This is a genomic window from Photobacterium kasasachensis (genome assembly GCF_050336885.1).
GTDB lineage: Bacteria > Pseudomonadota > Gammaproteobacteria > Enterobacterales > Vibrionaceae > Photobacterium > Photobacterium kasasachensis.
Map to the genome: position 1 here is coordinate 254,009 of NZ_JAKJSH010000007.1, position 16,877 is coordinate 270,885.

Annotated in this window: 14 protein-coding genes; 8 read left to right on the top strand and 6 right to left on the bottom strand. The window is 48.4% G+C overall.

Features of this window, described 5'->3' with window-relative positions:
• The first annotated feature begins 140 nt into the window (after window positions 1–140).
• Both L4D19_RS10975 and aqpZ read left to right on the top strand, forming a co-directional pair.
• Window positions 141–1,025, top strand: coding sequence for a LysR family transcriptional regulator (locus L4D19_RS10975; RefSeq protein ID WP_428452500.1), 885 nt, complete (start codon window positions 141–143; stop codon window positions 1,023–1,025).
• 198 nt (window positions 1,026–1,223) lie between these two features.
• The gene (aqpZ, locus tag L4D19_RS10980; protein WP_428452648.1) at window positions 1,224–1,910 is read left to right on the top strand and encodes an aquaporin Z; all 687 of its coding nucleotides are present in this window, start codon (window positions 1,224–1,226) and stop codon (window positions 1,908–1,910) included.
• Between the two features lie 98 nt (window positions 1,911–2,008).
• On the opposite strand, the gene ydiJ is transcribed toward aqpZ, so the two are convergent.
• Both ydiJ and L4D19_RS10990 read right to left on the bottom strand, forming a co-directional pair.
• Window positions 2,009–5,077 carry a D-2-hydroxyglutarate dehydrogenase YdiJ gene (gene ydiJ, locus L4D19_RS10985; RefSeq protein WP_428452501.1) on the bottom strand — a complete coding sequence of 1,023 codons (3,069 nt, stop codon included), beginning with the start codon at window positions 5,075–5,077 and terminating at the stop codon, window positions 2,009–2,011.
• Between the two features lie 144 nt (window positions 5,078–5,221).
• The gene (locus L4D19_RS10990) at window positions 5,222–6,592 is read right to left on the bottom strand and encodes a bifunctional NUDIX hydrolase/phosphatase PAP2 family protein (RefSeq protein WP_428452502.1); all 1,371 of its coding nucleotides are present in this window, start codon (window positions 6,590–6,592) and stop codon (window positions 5,222–5,224) included.
• A 218-nt stretch (window positions 6,593–6,810) separates the two neighbouring features.
• On the opposite strand from L4D19_RS10990, the gene L4D19_RS10995 reads away from it, so the two are divergent.
• From L4D19_RS10995 to L4D19_RS11010, 4 genes are all read left to right on the top strand, one after another.
• Window positions 6,811–8,427 carry a VRR-NUC domain-containing protein gene (locus tag L4D19_RS10995; RefSeq protein ID WP_428452503.1) on the top strand — a complete coding sequence of 539 codons (1,617 nt, stop codon included), beginning with the start codon at window positions 6,811–6,813 and terminating at the stop codon, window positions 8,425–8,427.
• Between the two features lie 227 nt (window positions 8,428–8,654).
• Complete coding sequence (locus tag L4D19_RS11000) at window positions 8,655–9,494, top strand: pirin family protein (protein ID WP_428452504.1); 840 nt, start codon at window positions 8,655–8,657, stop codon at window positions 9,492–9,494.
• Window positions 9,495–9,549: 55 nt separating this feature from the next.
• A complete protein-coding gene (locus L4D19_RS11005) occupies window positions 9,550–10,176 on the top strand; it encodes a YfiR family protein (protein ID WP_428452505.1) in 627 nt (208 codons plus the stop codon).
• Window positions 10,169–12,172 (top strand): diguanylate cyclase domain-containing protein, encoded by a 2,004-nt coding sequence (locus tag L4D19_RS11010; protein ID WP_428452506.1) that lies wholly within the window; start codon window positions 10,169–10,171, stop codon window positions 12,170–12,172. Before L4D19_RS11005 ends, L4D19_RS11010 begins: the two co-directional genes overlap by 8 nt.
• 86 nt (window positions 12,173–12,258) lie before the next feature.
• Here the strand turns inward: L4D19_RS11010 and L4D19_RS11015 are convergent, their stop codons facing one another.
• Window positions 12,259–12,732, bottom strand: coding sequence for a DUF2947 domain-containing protein (locus tag L4D19_RS11015; protein ID WP_428452507.1), 474 nt, complete (start codon window positions 12,730–12,732; stop codon window positions 12,259–12,261).
• Between the two features lie 166 nt (window positions 12,733–12,898).
• Window positions 12,899–13,117, bottom strand: a complete 219-nt coding sequence (locus tag L4D19_RS11020) for a hypothetical protein (RefSeq protein ID WP_428452508.1) — start codon at window positions 13,115–13,117, stop codon at window positions 12,899–12,901.
• A 422-nt stretch (window positions 13,118–13,539) separates the two neighbouring features.
• Here L4D19_RS11020 and L4D19_RS11025 point away from each other — a divergent pair, with 422 nt between their 5' ends.
• The gene (locus L4D19_RS11025; RefSeq protein WP_428452509.1) at window positions 13,540–15,087 is read left to right on the top strand and encodes a long-chain-fatty-acid--CoA ligase; all 1,548 of its coding nucleotides are present in this window, start codon (window positions 13,540–13,542) and stop codon (window positions 15,085–15,087) included.
• Between the two features lie 151 nt (window positions 15,088–15,238).
• Window positions 15,239–16,015: a DUF3108 domain-containing protein gene (locus L4D19_RS11030; RefSeq protein ID WP_428452510.1), complete on the top strand. Its 777-nt coding sequence runs from the start codon at window positions 15,239–15,241 to the stop codon at window positions 16,013–16,015.
• Here L4D19_RS11030 and L4D19_RS11035 read toward each other — a convergent pair whose 3' ends face one another.
• Together L4D19_RS11035 and L4D19_RS11040 are read right to left on the bottom strand one after the other, a co-directional pair.
• Window positions 16,016–16,267, bottom strand: coding sequence for a hypothetical protein (locus L4D19_RS11035; protein ID WP_428452649.1), 252 nt, complete (start codon window positions 16,265–16,267; stop codon window positions 16,016–16,018).
• A gap of 19 nt (window positions 16,268–16,286) precedes the next feature.
• Window positions 16,287–16,862, bottom strand: coding sequence for a gamma-glutamylcyclotransferase family protein (locus L4D19_RS11040; protein ID WP_428452511.1), 576 nt, complete (start codon window positions 16,860–16,862; stop codon window positions 16,287–16,289).
• Window positions 16,863–16,877: the final 15 nt, after the last annotated feature.

A 16,877-nucleotide genomic window follows, 5' to 3' on the forward strand; every position in this document is an offset into this window, starting at 1 on the left:
GACATTCTTAATTATTGCGGGGTATAACTATCTTATCGTGATAGTTTTGTTTGTTATAATCACCCAGCGACGAAATAATTGACGCCAGAGATATTATCAATAGACCAGCAGCTCATTCCCTACCTTAGCGAGGCTCAGTCGTGAAAATCAGCCAAATCGAAATTTTCCTGCAAATATGTCAGTGCGGCTCAATTGCCGAGGCTGCGAGAAAACTAAACAAAAGCCGGACAACAGTCAGTGCCGCGCTGAGCGTATTTGAAGATGACCTGGGCGTCCAGCTCCTGGAACGATCGGGAAACAAGGTTCAGCCGACTGACATTGGCGAAGCCATTAATAACGATTGTGAACGGCTTCTAATGATTGCCGGTGATATTCAGAACAAATGCAGCCAACACCTTGGCGGTGTTGAATCGACTTTGCGCATAGCCAGAGACGATACTTTGCCTGAATTGCTTTGGCGTCAACTGGTGCAGCAAATGAGCGAGCGCTTTCCGAACACGAGTATATCGATTTATGTTGCGCCACCACCTGAGCTAGAACAAATGGTGCAGCAAAATATCATTGATGTTGCTTACAGCCTGCTGCCCGGCGACCACAGAGTCTCCCGTGTGAATCACCATGAACTTGGACAGGTTCGCATGATGTCAGTGGCGCGCAAAGCGCACCCCTTAAGTCGACTACGTAAAGTCAGCAGCTCTGATCTGGAAAGATATACCGAGATCGCGCTTGCCTATGTTGATGACGAAAGTCTGAAAGCGGCAACACCACGCTCCAGTAATTTCATCGCCCTTCCCTTTTATGAACATCTTCGTGACGCCGTTCTGGACGGCGCAGGCTGGTCTTACGTACCGGCCCTGTTAATCAATGATCATCTACGAGAAGGAACGATTACCGTACTCAAACATAGCAAAGCAATGAACTGGCAGCCTTATGGCGAAATAGTTGATAGTAATACACAGCGTGGTGCCGTCATATCCTGGCTATCCGATCAGCTTGAAACCTATTTGCTGGAGGCCAATCGATAGACACCTCATCCAATGGAAAACCTGACTATATCCTACCGTTATTTTTCTTGAACTGAACACGCTGGCCACACTTTAAATCCTGCATCTTGATGGTGTTTGGGTATATTGGCTAGCTTTTCCATTTTTGAGCCATTAATCAGCCAGTTCCGTTTCTATACTCTGTCCAATACATCCCATCCTAAGAGGATTACAACGATGATCAAAAAGCTGGTGGCTGAGTTTATTGGAACATTCTGGTTGGTATTGGGCGGCTGTGGCAGCGCAGTATTAGCCGCCGCTTTCCCGGATGTGGGTATCGGCCTACTGGGTGTGTCGTTTGCCTTTGGTTTAACTGTTGTCACCATGGCCTATGCCATTGGCCATATTTCAGGTTGCCATCTTAACCCGGCAGTCACCGTCGGCCTGTGGTCAGGAGGACGTTTTCCCGCCAGTGAAGTTGGCCCGTATATTGTCTTCCAGGTGCTCGGCGCTATCTTTGCCGCATTTGTACTTTATATCATTGCCAGTGGTCAAACCGGTTTCGATCTTGCTGGCGGGCTTGCCTCAAACGGATATGGCGACCACTCACCCGGCGGTTATACTATGCTGTCAGGTTTTATCACCGAGTTCGTCATGACCTTTATGTTTCTCATTGTGATCCTTGGTGTTACCCACAAACTGGCCACGCCTTCAATGGCCGGGCTGGCTATCGGGTTGGCGCTGGTACTGATCCATTTAATCAGCATTCCGGTCACCAATACATCCGTTAACCCTGCCCGAAGTACTGGGCCTGCCATTATGGTCGGTGACTGGGCCATCGCACAGCTATGGCTCTTCTGGGTTGCCCCGATTCTAGGCGCCATCGCCGCCGGGGTAGTCTATCGCTGGCTGTGCCCTGACGATTAGCAGCGACGGCATAAGGTCAGTGACAGAAATAAAAAGCACCAAAAAGAAAGCGAGAACCCTGGTTCTCGCTTTCTGATTTTTACACCGGTAATCGAAGCTTATCGGAGGTTATTTACAACCCGAAGCAGCACCTGAACCGGATGCTTCATCTTGATATGTTCGAATCGCTTTACCTGACTTCGGCAGGAATATCCCGTCGCCATACACCTGTCGGTATCCAGCTGTTCAAGATTCGGCTGCCAGCTCAGATTGTACACACCACGGGACATTTCCAGTTTGTCCTTTTCGTGGCCGAACGTACCAGCCATACCGCAACAGCCAACAGAAACAGGCATCAGGTTGGCACCAAAGCGGGCAAAGATCTCAGCCCATTCCTTCTCGGCATTCGGCATTTTGGTCTTCTCGGTACAATGGGCAAACAAATACCATATGTCATCTTCACGCAGTGGATGAGACGGCAGCTCTGGCAATAGCGGCTGCAACCACTCATGAGCCGTCTGAACATGGAACTCTCCCCGCTTGTCACCCAGTATTTCTTCATACTCGTCCCGGTAACAAAGCACCAGTGCCGGATCGACGCCCACCAGCGGAATACCCAAGCTTGAGAGTTGATTAAGAAAGTCAGCGGTATTACGTGCCGTCTTGGCAAACTGACGCAAGAAACCTTTAATATGCTGCGCCTTGCCATTGGGTTTAAACGGCACCAGCATCGGCTTCTTGCCGAGTTTTTCAATCAGGTAGACAAAATCTCGTACCACATCGGCATCGTAGAAGCTGGTAAACGGATCCTGAACAATCAGCACATAATCCTGACGCTCTTGTTGCGACAATGCCTGTAGCCACTGCAGGTCAAAACGCGTGGCATGATGACCATCCAGCCCTTCCTTCAAGGTCGGCACAGACAATGCTGGCATATCCACATAACCGAACGTTTTCTCGGTAAGCTTTTTCGACCACGAAGGACGCATCACGGCATTAAAGGTCACTGGCGCTTTTGCCATCAAGGGCAAATAACTTTCCACATAGGCCACCAGGTAATCTTTCACCGGGCGCTGATAGCGGCTGTAATAGATATTCATAAAGCGAGAGCGGAAACTCGGCACATCGACCTTGATCGGACACTGGCTCGCACACGCCTTGCAGGCCAGGCAGCCGTTCATGGCTTCCATTACCTCGTGGGAGAAGTCATAGTCGCTCTTGCCCGAGCCGAAGGTGTTTCTAAACCGGTCGATGATCTGCTTCACTGTCGGAGACTGGCTCATCAGCTCCGCTTCCAGCTTCATCGGATCAATGCCCTTCTCAGAGAGTTGCCGTAACCATTCGCGCACCAAACCTGCACGACCTTTGGGTGAGTGACGACGATCGGCGGTGATCTTCATCGATGGGCACATCGGCGAGCTTGTATCATAGTTAAAGCACAAGCCATTGCCGTTACACTCCATCGCCTGCTTGAAGCTATCGCGCACCTTCACCGGGATCTGTCGATCATAGAAGCCACGCTTCACGCCATCGACTTTCACCAACTCGGCATTGCTATCGAGCGGGGTACAAATCTTGCCGGGGTTCATGCGGTTATCCGGGTCGAACGCCGCCTTGATTCGTCTCAGCTCGGTAAACAGCTCTTCACCGAAAAATGCCGGTCCGTATTCCGAGCGGAACCCCTTACCGTGTTCGCCCCACATCAAACCGCCATATTTTGCCACCAGCGCAACAACCTGATCGGACACTTCCTTCATTAGGCGCTCTTGTTCCGGATCGCACATATCCAGTGCCGGACGCACATGAAGTACCCCGGCATCCACATGACCGAACATGCCGTAATCCAGCTGCTTCTCGTCAAGCAACTGACGGAACTCGGCAATAAAATCAGCAAGGTTTTCCGGCGGCACGCAAGTATCTTCAGCAAAGGCAACCGGTTTTTTGCTGCCTTTTGCCGCACCCAGCAGGCCAACCGCCTTCTTGCGCATACCATAAATTTTCTGGATGCTGGCAAGATCATCACACACCTGATAGCCAATGACACCGCTTTGCTCGGCCTCTATCAAAGCATCCAACTGCGCACACAAGGCTTCGACCTGACGTTGATTTTCTGCCGGATCATTACTGGCAAACTCAACCATGTTGATGCCCAGCAACTCTTTGCCAGGAACGTCTGTCAATAAATCACTGACGGTGTGCCACACAATATCCTGCTTGGCCAGATTCAGTACCCGCGAATCAACCGTTTCAACAGACAAAGCCTGAGCTTCGACCATCATCGGGGCATTGCGCAAAGCCGAATCAAAGCTATCGTATTTTATATTCACCAAGGTCCGGGATTTCGGGATTGGCGTAATATTAAGCTTCGCCTCGGCAATAAAGGCCAGCGAGCCTTCAGCGCCACACAACAGGCGGGTAATATCAAATTCCGTCAGCTCGTCATCAAAAACGTTCTGTAAGTCGTAACCGGTCAGGAAGCGATTCAATGGCGGAAATTTATCAACAATTTGCTGTCGCTTGTCACGGCATACCTGGGACGATATCAGCATCGCTTTATTGGCAAGCCCATCTCCCTCTGATGCCGTATATATCTGCTCCTGAGTCAGCGGCTCGGTTTCCAATACAGAGCCATCCACCAGCACAGCTTTCAGCGACAAAACGTGATCAGAGGTCTTACCGTATTTCAGCGAACCCTGACCAGATGCGTCAGTATTAATCATCCCGCCGATAGTGGCACGGTTACTGGTCGATAAATCCGGCGAGAAGAAGTAGCCGTAAGGACGTAGGGCGTCATTAAGCTGATCTTTTACTACCCCGGTTTGTACTCGCACCCAGCCCTGCTCTGGGTTTACCTCAATGATCTGGTTCATATGACGAGAGAGATCAACGACGATCCCCGGCGTTAATGACTGGCCGTTGGTTCCAGTGCCGCCCCCACGGGCAGAAAAGGTGACTTGCTTAAAATTCGGGTTCTGGCCTACCCGGCCAATCAAGATAAGATCATCTGTAGTGCGGGGTAAAACGACAGCTTGTGGCAACAGCTGATACACACTGTTATCAGTGGCTACAGCCAATCGGCTGGCATAATTTTGTTCGATATCACCGGCAAAACCGGCTTTTTCCAACTCGTCCAGATATGACAGCACGACATCGTCGATACTATTCTGATGTGTTAATACAGGTAACATTGCTCTCCTTGTCCAGTATGGCTGCCGTATCCTACGACTACTGGCCTCTCTTATAAATCGTTTGCATTCACTTTACCTCACTACGAATATGAAACAAAGTGTGACGGAGCGCAACAACATAAAACGCTACTCAAGGGCAGAATTTTATTTCAATCTTTTTATCAGAGCCGACGAACCAGCAATAAGCCAAATAGCCGCCAGTGTCCAGCCTGTTCCCCGAACGGCCAAAACAATCAAGCTCACCGAAGAGAGCGTCGCCAGAAACTCAATACCGAGTCCTATCACTCCTACCCCAGCAAGCATGATTAGCATTAGCTTGAAGCGCCCCAAAAGCGAAAGCGAAAACGGCTCATCCGGCAACGCTTCAACACTGAGGACGATACCCAGCAATAGCGCAAAGATATAGGTATGAAGAGGAGCCAGACTAAGTCCGGCCACAATCCCGACGACGAAGGACGTCGATAACCAGAACCATCGGTTTACAATGGCTTGTTTAAGTGAATAGCTAGAAGCGGAATGCCAGACAATCAAAGCCGAGACGAAAATCACCCCGAGTAGGATACTGGCGAGTGTATCGCTGACAAAATGCACGCCGTACCAGACTCTGGCAACAGCCTGCCCGACAATAAGTATCAGGAAAAGCGGTAACAACAGCCATTTTACAACCGTGCCAACACGCTTGCTCAGCGCATACCAGCACATGCCCCACAACATGGTAGCCATCAAGGTGTGGCCACTAGGGAAACCAAATCCGTAGGCATTAATTTGCTGTAGTTCGGGCATGATGTCCGACGGACGGGGCGACGCCAGCCCGAGCTTAATCACAGCGCTGGTAAACGTTGCCAGTAGCAACACAACGGCTAATTGAAGCAAGCCAGTCGGACCATAAAAGCCAATTGTAGCGATGACCAACAATGCAAGAAACCAAGGTTCACCCGGCAAGTTCACAACGGCAATGATGTGTGAAAATACTCTTTGGCCGGCATCCGGCCAAGACTTGACCCCCTGCTGAATCTGCTCGACCCAGTCAAGCTCTAGCCGATGCAGTGAGTTAACCATGTGACTGAGGTCGGAATACATTTCTATTTGGCTCGGTGGGGTTTTCTCCATCCAACCAGTCAGCAGCTTCGTATCTTTTTTAAAGCGATATATCTCCGGGTCTACCGAAGTTGGGTCGATCAGGTAGACACGCCTGACTTCCGTCGCGTAATGCTTGGCAAACCAAGAGGCAACGATTGAGTAACCGGTGTCATCTTTAAATGACGAAACCAATATTGGAGACTCGGCAACACAGCTGAAAATCGCTGCTCGACCTCGATATTCCAATAAGGCTTCCACCTTCACCCGAATACCAGTTTCTTCCAGTGCTTCTCGCGCTGCTGCCTGCCTCGGGGTATCGCCCTTATCGATGTACCCACCGGGCAGGGACATTTTTTTGGTGATCACTTCAGTTAACATGACCATTTTATTATCATGCCGGATAACACAAACGGCACCGACAATATCAGCGGGCATACTACCGAGAACATCTGACTCATTTGCTATAGAATTCGTTGCCGCTGTCGGCAACGCGACACAAATTAGAAAAAGACCAAAACAGAAGCGATTTACGATTCTTAGCAGAGCAAACACAGCAGACCTTACAACACGGAAATATTGATAACATCATACCAGCAGTGCAATATGTAAACCATTGACAGAATTATGAATGCGCTCAGAGTATAAACCAGACCATGACCCCTATCGTACTCGCACCGGACTACTACCTTCACAACTTCCGCCTGCTCATCGACTCTGTGAACCAGCAGTACAGTGATCTGCTTAGCGACGAAGAAGCGGCATGGATAACGACATTTCAACATCTGCCTGAAAATGCCCAGATGCTGTGTATCCGCCTGCTATCAAGAAAAGGTCTGTTTTTCCGCTGTGACAAGCTTAGCTATGAAGAGATTGGTGATATTCATCTGGCAATCAAGGCGCTTCACAATGTCGGCTTTGTCGAAAGCAATAATTCTGACTGGCCGCTAGACAAAATCACTAGCCTGTTTACCAAGCCTGAATTGTTGAAGCTGTTTCCAGCTCTGGCTCCTTGCAAGTCATACCGCAAGCCGGAACTTGTCGAAGAATTGATCAAACATACTCCAGCGCTAGATGAATTCAAACAAGACATCATACAGATCTGCCACCAGCAGCATCTCGACACTTTTCTGCTGTTATTCTTTGGCAACCGCTATCAAGACTTAAGCCAGTTTGTACTCTCGGATCTCGGCTTGAACCAGTTCGAAAGCTACACCGTCGATAAGGAAAGCCGCCTCTTTAGCGAGCGTCGCCAGATCCAGCAATGGCTTGAGTTATCCTCACTCAACGATCACTACTGGCAGGCGAAAGAAAACAAAGATCAAGCAGAGATCGTCGCGCTTACAGAGGTGATCCCATCAGCCTGTCAGTGGCCCCCCCTAGAGCGAAAACGCCAGCAGCTCATCAATCATATCGCCCGCGATTTAGAACGCTTTGAGATGCCCGAGCAGGCACTAAGACTATTCAGAGAAAGCCAGCTCCCACCTTCAAGAGAACGTCAGGTACGTATTCTGGACAAGCTTCAGCAGTTCGAGGCGGCCCTTGAACTAACCTTGGCTATCAAACAGTCACCGCACAATGAAGATGAGGCTGAGGTTGCCGAACGGCTGGAAAAGAAATTAAGCCGTACCCTAAACCGAACTTACCAACCAGCAGCCAAGCCCGTATTTAATGAAAGTCACCTTACACTGGCCAATAATGGCCAACGTGTCGAACTTACCGTGGCGGCCCACTATGCAAGCCAGGGCTGGTCGGTGCATTATTTGGAAAATAGCTTGCTGTGCGGCTTATTCGGGCTAGCCTTCTGGGATATTATCTTCGCGCCAATTAAGGGGGCATTTCTGAACCCCTACCAACGCTCGCCCCGCGACATGTTCCACCCGGAGTTCTATCAACAGCGTGAGGCATTAATCAACCAGCGCCTGACAGACATCAGTAATAATAACTGGCAGACGTGGACAGAGATCTACCGTAATAAACAAGGGATAAGCAACGACTGGGTAAACTGGTCGGTATTAACGGAAGACATCGTACTCCAGGCCACCAGTGCCATCCCGAGCACTACATTATGCGAGCTGTTTAAGCGACTGCTGTTCGACCCGCGAAACAACCGCTCAGGCTTGCCTGATCTTATCATGTTCAAGGCCGATCAATATCAGTGGGTCGAGGTAAAAGGCCCCGGCGACAAGCTGCAAAACAACCAAATCCGCTGGCTGAAAAAGTTCGCCGAGCTCGGCTGCCCGGCTTCTGTCGATTATGTGACTTGGAAATAAGGCGGCGGTATCCAGTCAATTGGCTGGAGCGATTAAATTAGGCCAAAAGAATCCACTGTTTTCCTGTTCTGACCTTGAGCAATTCCGAGTCCTAGGTCTAAGATTTAATAATCAAAAATCATTATTTAGGCCATTCTTATTTATACAAAGGCCAATGAAATTCGTTGTCAGGCTCTGCAGATCGAGTTAGTGGCAAATCAGATAACCATTGCTGTTGGTATTTGATCATGAAAAACACTAAAAAGATAAATAAAATCCGCTACGGCCACAAAACCGGATCCATTACGGCATTTATCGATGCGGATAATCTCAATGAACTTGATCCCTTTGTTTTATGGGATCATTTTGAAGCCAAAGAAATAATCCGTACAACCGGGCTCGATTATCACGGTCACTCCGGGGTTGATGCGATAAGTTACCCTGTAACAGGCAGGCTCCGTCACCTCGATTCATCGGGCAGCCATGTCACACTCAATAGCGGTGATATTCATGTGATGACCTCGGGAAACGGGATTATTCACAAAGATACCATGACGCCTCAAGACGGCCGGGTGGAGTCTTTCAGCCTGTGGACAGCATTGCCAGCGGGTCACAAAGAGATGGTCGACGCCTCGAGTTCTAACGTTTCATCCCACCAAATTCCACTGGTCGAGGAAATCGATTCTGCGACCAAGGTGCTTATCGGCAACTACAAAGGCTCAGTAAGTCCTATAACGTACAGTATTCCCGTTACCTACCTCGATATCATTATCGCACCCTACGGTGTTTGGCACTTCCAGCCGGACAAAAGCCAAACAACAGGGTTCATTTACATTCGCTCCGGACGAGCCTATATCGGCGGTAACCAGCTACATCCTCACCAAATGGGCACCTTGACGCCATCTTCCCTGCCGCTGGAGATCCGAACCGGCAGTATCGGAACCCGGCTATTTGTGTCTCTGGGTGAACCCTTGCACCAGCCGTTAATTTCATCGGGCTGCTCGGTACATTCCTCTGCCGTCAATATGTCGCTGGGTACGCAAAACATTAAGCGACTGATGGCCGCAAAGAAAATGAGTGGTCTGTAAAAGCGTTTAATTTGTAATTGTTACTCTTGCCAATATAACCTTTGGAACGGTGACTGTGAGTATCGGATTTATTCCAATGTTGTATCACAACCGACTGGCAGCCACCTGTAACTGGCAGCCGTTAATTGCAAGGCAACTTTGCTTGCTCTTCCTTGTTGTTAGCCTGTTATTTGCCCCTTATGTCCAGGCTGATTCCAACGCGCAGAGTAACAGTAGTTACCCCCCTCATGAAGTTAAAGCCCTCTATCTGTACCACTTCGCCAATTTTGTTCGATGGCCCGAGCCGCTTCCAGAGCGTATTCGCTACTGCAGCCTGGGTAGTGATACCGCAACACTCACGCTCAAACAGGTTCTCTTTCGGAAAACCCCACCCAATCGCTCAGCAACCGTCACCTCAATCACTTCCTTAAGCCAAGCCAGCACCAACTGCGAAGTGCTGTATATCCCACAAGACACGCTGCAGAAACTGAAGGCGATTCCGCAATTGACTGGTGTACTGACAGTCAGTGACGGTAAGCGTTTCCTCCAGCGAGGTGGGATGATAGAGCTTCGCGCGGTCAATAATCGAATAAAGCCAGCTATTGCGATAGACAACGTGACAAAAGGAGAGCTGACAATCAGCTCCCGCTTGCTACGGATTGCCCTGCCTCCTACCCGACAGAAAGGAGGCGCCCTTGAGTAAACTTATCTCTCGTCTCCCCCTTAGCCAGCGCTTATCGATACCGGTCATGGGCTTTATCGTCCTGGCTTTCATTGGCTTGCAATTCATCACTTATCAAACCTTTTTGAAGATCGAGAAAGAGAACCTGCTTAGCCAAACGCAAGTACTTGCTAACGGTGTAGGAATGAACCTGACAGCCGCGGTTTTATTTAATGACCACCTTGATGGTACTGAAATCCTGTCGGCTTTCAAAGCCGCCCCGCTCGTCGCCAGAGTCCGGCTTGAGCACCCGGATCACAGCCTGTTTGTTCAATACATCAACCCGGATATCGAGTTCATCTCTCCTACACAAGAAGAGCAACATGATGTTGCCAAACAAAGCTATCATTTTGGCCCCGAAATGCTTTATTTAACTGTTCCCGTCATGTTGGATAACGAACCAATCGCCCACATGCATATCGGTGTATCATTAAAGACCTTGCAAGAGATGCGCATTACCCATTTCCAAGTCAGCTTTATGTTGCTACTCGCCATCATTGCCCTGACTGCTTACATCATTAATCGCGTACAGGCATGGGTTATTCGCCCTATCTCCCAACTGAATCTTGCTGTTAATCGTATTATCAAAGACGAAAGCCCAAGCCCAATCACCCCAGAAACACAAACCTATGATGAAGTCGGCGAGCTGGTGAGTTGTTTCAACAGCATGCAGAAAAAGCTTAATGAGCGAGATGCGAAAATTCACGCCACTTTAAATCAGCTGAGCGAAGAAAAAGCCTTTGCTGATGATGTCATCGAAACAGTGCAGCATGCATTGCTAGTGGTTAATCAATCAGGCACCATCACTTTGGCAAATGATGCCAGCTTATCTGTTCTCGGACTTTCTGCCGATAAAGTAAAAGGCCTTGGCCTGACTGACGTATTGCTTACCGAACAGCCCGATATCTTCAATCAGCAACTCGAAGCTGTCCTTAACGACCAGCAGCAATTCGACCACGACATCATGAAGGGGGTAACATTATCAGGGCAATCGCGTACTTATCTAATCGTTAGCAGACCATTAGAACATCGAAGACAGACACTGTTCGCCATTGAAGATGTCACAAAAAGGCAGCAGGCCGAGCAGCAACAGAAAATGGCGGCCCAGGTCTTCGACAGCAGCCAGGACGCTATCATGCTACTCAACGACTCGGGAATCATAAACATGGTCAATCCGGCATTCAGTCGGTTCCTTGGTTATCATCCAGACGAGGCTATTGGCAGGCACTTCCATATCCTGTTCGATCTGGGGAAAGACAGCAAAGTCGAACTCGCTATCCGTCAGGCGCTTAAAAAGACCAACCACTGGCATGGGGAAATGACTCCGGTATGCAAAGACGGCTCTTTTATCCCTTTGTTCCTTCGCATTAACAGGATTCAAATAAGCCATAGCGATGAGTTTCAAACCGTGGTGATAGCGTCAGATCTTCGTTCGATGAAAAAAATGCGGCGGCTTGAGCACCTCGCCACCCATGATCCACTAACCAACCTGGCCAACCGGAGCAAACTGCATCAAGAACTGGTGCAGGTGCTCAGTAAGCAAAAATCAAAAAGCTCTGTATTTACCGTGTTATTTATTGACTTGGATGACTTTAAAACGGTCAATGACACTTATGGTCACAGTGCCGGTGATAAAGTCCTCAAGATCATCGCTGAGCGGTTACTCAGAACAGTTCGAAAGAGTGATATGGTCGCCCGCCTTGCTGGTGATGAGTTTGTTACCATTATCAACCCGGTAGCCAGTCGGGATGATATATCCTTCACGTGCAAGCGTATTTTGGCCAGAATTATGGAGCCGATTAGTCTGGGGAAGAAAACACAGCTCAACATCGGTGCCAGTATAGGCTGCTACTATGTTTACCCTGGTGAGTCTCAAGATGTAGATGATATTTTACGGCGGGCCGACAAAGCCATGTATAGTGCCAAACTGTCAGGCAAGGGACGGATCATCGAATTTAATCAGTTCAGGAAGAACTAATGACTAGTGGATGGCAACGGCATCACCAGTGAGCAATATACAACAGTGCCACTTCTATTTAAGCGGCACTGATTATGTTCATCAAGCTAGCTACGCTTGGCACATTTGAATGTCCCGTTAGACTGGAACCAGAGCGCCTGAGGCTTCTTGCGTCCGATCAAAATCGGGCCGTCGTCAAAGAACAAGAAATTTTTCCAGTTACGCTTGAAGACTCCCCACTTGGTCTCAATAACGTTGTACTTTTCGTAGCAGAAAAAGACAGTGGTATTATCTTCCCAGTTAATGAATTCCATCACTTCTGGCGGAAGGTCAATGTCGTCACTATCCCAGGCATGCTGCCAGTCTATAGCTTCAGACCAAATTTTCTGATTATGTGCCCAGTCGTCTTTCTCAAAATGATCGGCATCCGGACTCTGGCTGCTAATATGCTCGCGCCAAATTTGAGCTGATCGAGCCTGAGTGAAAGGTTTAATTTGCTCTAAATCAGTTGCCTCGACAGGCATAGAGGCGTGGGTAAAGATCCACTTGCGGGAATAGCTGTCTAACTCTACGTAGTTCATTCGTCGACCTAACAAAACATTGACGGGGCAATGTACCTTAGTCGATCATTTTGTTCCAGTATTGAAATGGTTTTCAGACTAAATTTGATTGCTGCAGAGTGGCTATCAGAGGAACCGGAAACAATGTACTACACCGCCCATCAACCGGCTCCTTTTACCGTGTTAACTATTTATTGGCATCCCATAAATTACTGACCCAGCCTCCTATCTGCGCATCATAATGGCAACCATTAAAGTTTTTTTCCGCTATTGGTGGTTCTTGACTACGGTGCTCCAGTAACTGAGAGATATGACAAGCCATCGGGTCTCCCCGCTCCACCAATCGCTTTCTTGTTGCCACCTCTTTGATGACCTGTAATCGATATGCCGAATTCATTTTTTTCATCACACCTAACCTCTCTCAGTTAAACCCAACTAAAAATAGGAGTGAGTCTGTAAATCGTCAAATTTTCGACATCAAACGGTCACAATTTGCAGCTATAACGCTTTATTAAAAATACTGCCAATTCAAACAGTTACTATTTTCTCCCTGTACGGGTTTGTGGCTAATATTGTGCTGCTCACAGTAAGTCTTTAATAATTATTGAATTATATTGAAAGAAAAGTTTCATCTTTTTTATTGCTCTCGATTCGACCAGTACAATACTCACTAAGAACTGGTAGCATAATAGTAAACCTGAAACTTTATATACGCGATTCACTATAACCGGGTAAGGCCAAAAAGAATGACTTCGTGTAATATTCAATAACGCCGTTTCGTTACCGTTTATGCCAGCCATTGCTGAACCAATATAAGAACACATAACTATGTATAACCTTGCGACCAACCTTGAACGCAATGCTACCTTCCGGGGCAGTAACACTGCGCTCATTTTTCATGATGAGGCAATCTGCTATCGTCAACTCAATACCATGGTCAACCAGGTCGCCAACCAGTTGGTAAAACTTGGTATCAAGCCCGATGACAAAGTGGCTATTTCTTGTCCGAACACACCGGCTTTTGTCATCGGCTACTACGCGATTCAAAAAGTAGGGGCTATCACCGTTCCGTTAAACGTGATGCTAAAAGGCCCTGAAGTAGCCTACCACCTCGATGACTCAGACGCCGTGGCAATCATTAGCTTTCAGGGTAACAATGCAATGCCTTGCGGTGAGTATTGCTATGAAGGCTACAGCCAAACAGATAGCTGTCGGCACTATATTCTGATTGAATCAGAGGGTGAGGATATCGCCCTTCCCGAGGATGCCCACCGCTTCAATCAGTGGCTGCAGTCAACGGAAACATCATTCGATGCGGTGTACCGTACTGCCGAGGATACCTGTGTCATCCTATACACCTCAGGCACAACCGGACGAGCTAAAGGTGCCGAGTTGAGTCAGAGTAACATGCTTTGCAATGCTCAGGCGTGCCAGGCCCTGACCAACCAAAAAGGAACCGATGTCAGCATTGCTATCTTGCCATTGTTCCACACCTTTGGTCAGTCTCTGATCATGAATACCTCGATTCTGACAGCCAGTGCTCTGGTCCTGATCCCCCGCTTTGTCCCGAAAACCGTGCTGCAGCAGATGCACAAGCACAAAGTCACCCACTTAGCCGGTGTCCCGACTATGTTTATCGGCTTGCTGGCTTTTGCCGAAAAACATGGCGGTGACTATCTAATAGAGATTGCCGACAACCTGAAAGTGGCGATTTCCGGCGGGGCATCAATGCCGGTTGAGATTCTGAAGCAATTTGAGGCCAAGCTGAATGTGCCGGTTATCGAGGGCTATGGCTTATCCGAATCATCGCCAGTTGCTGCTTTCAACCACCTGGAATATGAACGCAAACCAGGCAGCATCGGCCAACCGCTGCCGGGAGTGACCATGAAGGTCGTTGACCGTGACGGAAATGACGTTCCCCAAGGTAAAGAAGGTGAACTGCTGATCCGCGGCCATAACGTCATGAAGGGCTACTACAAAAAACCAGAGGAAACCACGAAAACCATCGTCAACGGCTGGTTACACACCGGTGATATCGTCCGTTTCGACGAAGACGGTTATGTCTTTGTTGTCGATCGTCTGAAAGAGGTAATTATTCGGGGCGGTTACAACATCTACCCTCGCGATATCGAAGAAACTTTTATGACCCACCCAGACGTTCACCTAGTGGCCGTGATTGGTGTTCCCCATAAAACCTATGGCGAAGAAGTCAAAGCGTTTATCGTACCCAAAGAAGATTCCACAACCAACAGTAAGGCATTTGTTGCCTGGGGGCGTGAACGCCTGGCAGACTTCAAATATCCGCGGCAAGTGGAAGTTGTCAGCGAGCTGCCAATGACAGCGACAGGCAAAATCCTCAAGCGATTACTGAAATAAATCCTCTTTATATTGATGTACAGCAGGCTATTACTGGCCTGCTTTTGTTATCGACTTTACTATCCTACCTACTGCTCTTTTGCGTAATCCTACAGCCCCTGCTAACGTTTTTAGATATAGTGCAAAATAGTATCGGTTTATTGGAGGTCGAGTGAAAAGGCAGTCTTTATTGATTATGTTATGGCTAGGCATCCTACTGTACTCATCGTCTCTTTTTGCTATTCCGTCGCAAACATTCCACCAATGCACCAAGGCTCTGACCTACGACTTGTTTTTCAGTGGCCATAAGATTGGCCAGCTTTCACGAACACTGAGCTGGCAGGGCGACAAGGTCACCATTCGTTCATACAGCAAAGTGAATGTACTGGTCACCAAAAGCAAACTCAGGCAAAACAGCGTTGTCTATTGGTCAGATAAGCAAGGATCGTTTCTAACCCAGTCGTTTACTCGCAACATTACCGGGCTAATGTCGGGCAACACGTCCGCAACCTTTAGCCACGACGGGCTTAATTCTTCAGTACGCAAGAATGGCAAGACTCGGCGTTTCAGCAGCGCGGACATTCCGATACGGGATGGTGATGCAGTCGGTACCCAAATCAGACTCAACCTGATTAATGGAAAAAAGACATTTGATTTCAAGTTACAAGATACCGAGGACGTTGATCACTACTATTTTGAAGTGAAGCGTCAAGAGAAAATTGACACCCGATATGGCCGCCTGAATACCTTCAGGGTCGAACAGGTACGTAAGAGCGATCGCAAACTCGTGATGTGGTTTGCACCTGATATCGACTATCAACTGGTAAAGGCAACCTACAAGCGTAAGCTACTCGACCTGAAAGCAACGATCGTGCACAGTAATATTCAGTGCCCCAAGACTACATCAATAAAGACAGCAGGCAGTGATATAACATCACCCCGCCAATAATTACTTCATGGTGACCTTACCACCAATGATTTTATATGCTGGTGCTCCCCGCACCAATGTATCTCTGGCAAAGATTCCCTGACATTTCGGGCAAATGCAGGGCTGTTGGGTGTAATCCTTACTGATCCGCTCTTTAAAGCACTTAACCAGCGCTCCCTTGCCGCCTTTACGGTATTTGAATAACTGAGTTTTACAACCGGCACAAAACACATCAACGGTTTTGGTCGGTCCTTTCTTATTGGGTTTTGCCATAGCTTCAGTAAAGTTGTGATTAAGTGGGGTGACGAACATCCGCAATCAGCTGATCAATCAGCATCAAGTGCTCATCGAGCACGCCAGCCAGATTGCCATACTTAGGTTGCTGACGATCATTTTCAAACGGATGATGCCACCCCTTAGTTGTTTCGACAAATGTTTTGGCAAACTGCTCTGAAATGGACAGGCAGCCTGCCAGAACAGTATCAACATAGGTCTGCATAATCGGCTGGACTTCACAAGGCGGCTGGGGATTCGCCCTGACATAAGCCCAGATGGGTTCATTAATAACTATCTTCTGGTTCTCAACAACATGGCTTGCTGCAACATCAGCAGGATCCAGCTCGATACGGCGGTAACCTTTTTCTCTGCGATCAAACTCTGCCAGAGAATTCTCACCAATTTTCACCAGCACACCGTTGCAATGGCCTTCACCAAGCATAGCAACCAATGGCGATATCCTGTAGCTGCCGTCAACTTTACCCCAGTGACGCTGCAAACCGTTCACTGTTGCTGGCACCGCCTTCCCGGTCTGGCTGGTTAACGAACGTGAGTGATAGTTAATTAAACTGCCATAACCGAATATATACATGCCTACTCCTTGAAA

Coding starts and splice junctions, on each gene's coding strand:
- ydiJ (WP_428452501.1), bottom strand. CDS start 5,077: ATGTTACCTGTATTAACACATCAGAATAGTATCGACGATGTCGTGCTG.
- L4D19_RS10990 (WP_428452502.1), bottom strand. CDS start 6,592: ATGCCCGCTGATATTGTCGGTGCCGTTTGTGTTATCCGGCATGATAAT.
- L4D19_RS10995 (WP_428452503.1), top strand. CDS start 6,811: ATGACCCCTATCGTACTCGCACCGGACTACTACCTTCACAACTTCCGC.
- L4D19_RS11000 (WP_428452504.1), top strand. CDS start 8,655: ATGAAAAACACTAAAAAGATAAATAAAATCCGCTACGGCCACAAAACC.
- L4D19_RS11015 (WP_428452507.1), bottom strand. CDS start 12,732: ATGAACTACGTAGAGTTAGACAGCTATTCCCGCAAGTGGATCTTTACC.
- L4D19_RS11020 (WP_428452508.1), bottom strand. CDS start 13,117: ATGAAAAAAATGAATTCGGCATATCGATTACAGGTCATCAAAGAGGTG.
- L4D19_RS11025 (WP_428452509.1), top strand. CDS start 13,540: ATGTATAACCTTGCGACCAACCTTGAACGCAATGCTACCTTCCGGGGC.
- L4D19_RS11035 (WP_428452649.1), bottom strand. CDS start 16,267: ATGGCAAAACCCAATAAGAAAGGACCGACCAAAACCGTTGATGTGTTT.
- L4D19_RS11040 (WP_428452511.1), bottom strand. CDS start 16,862: ATGTATATATTCGGTTATGGCAGTTTAATTAACTATCACTCACGTTCG.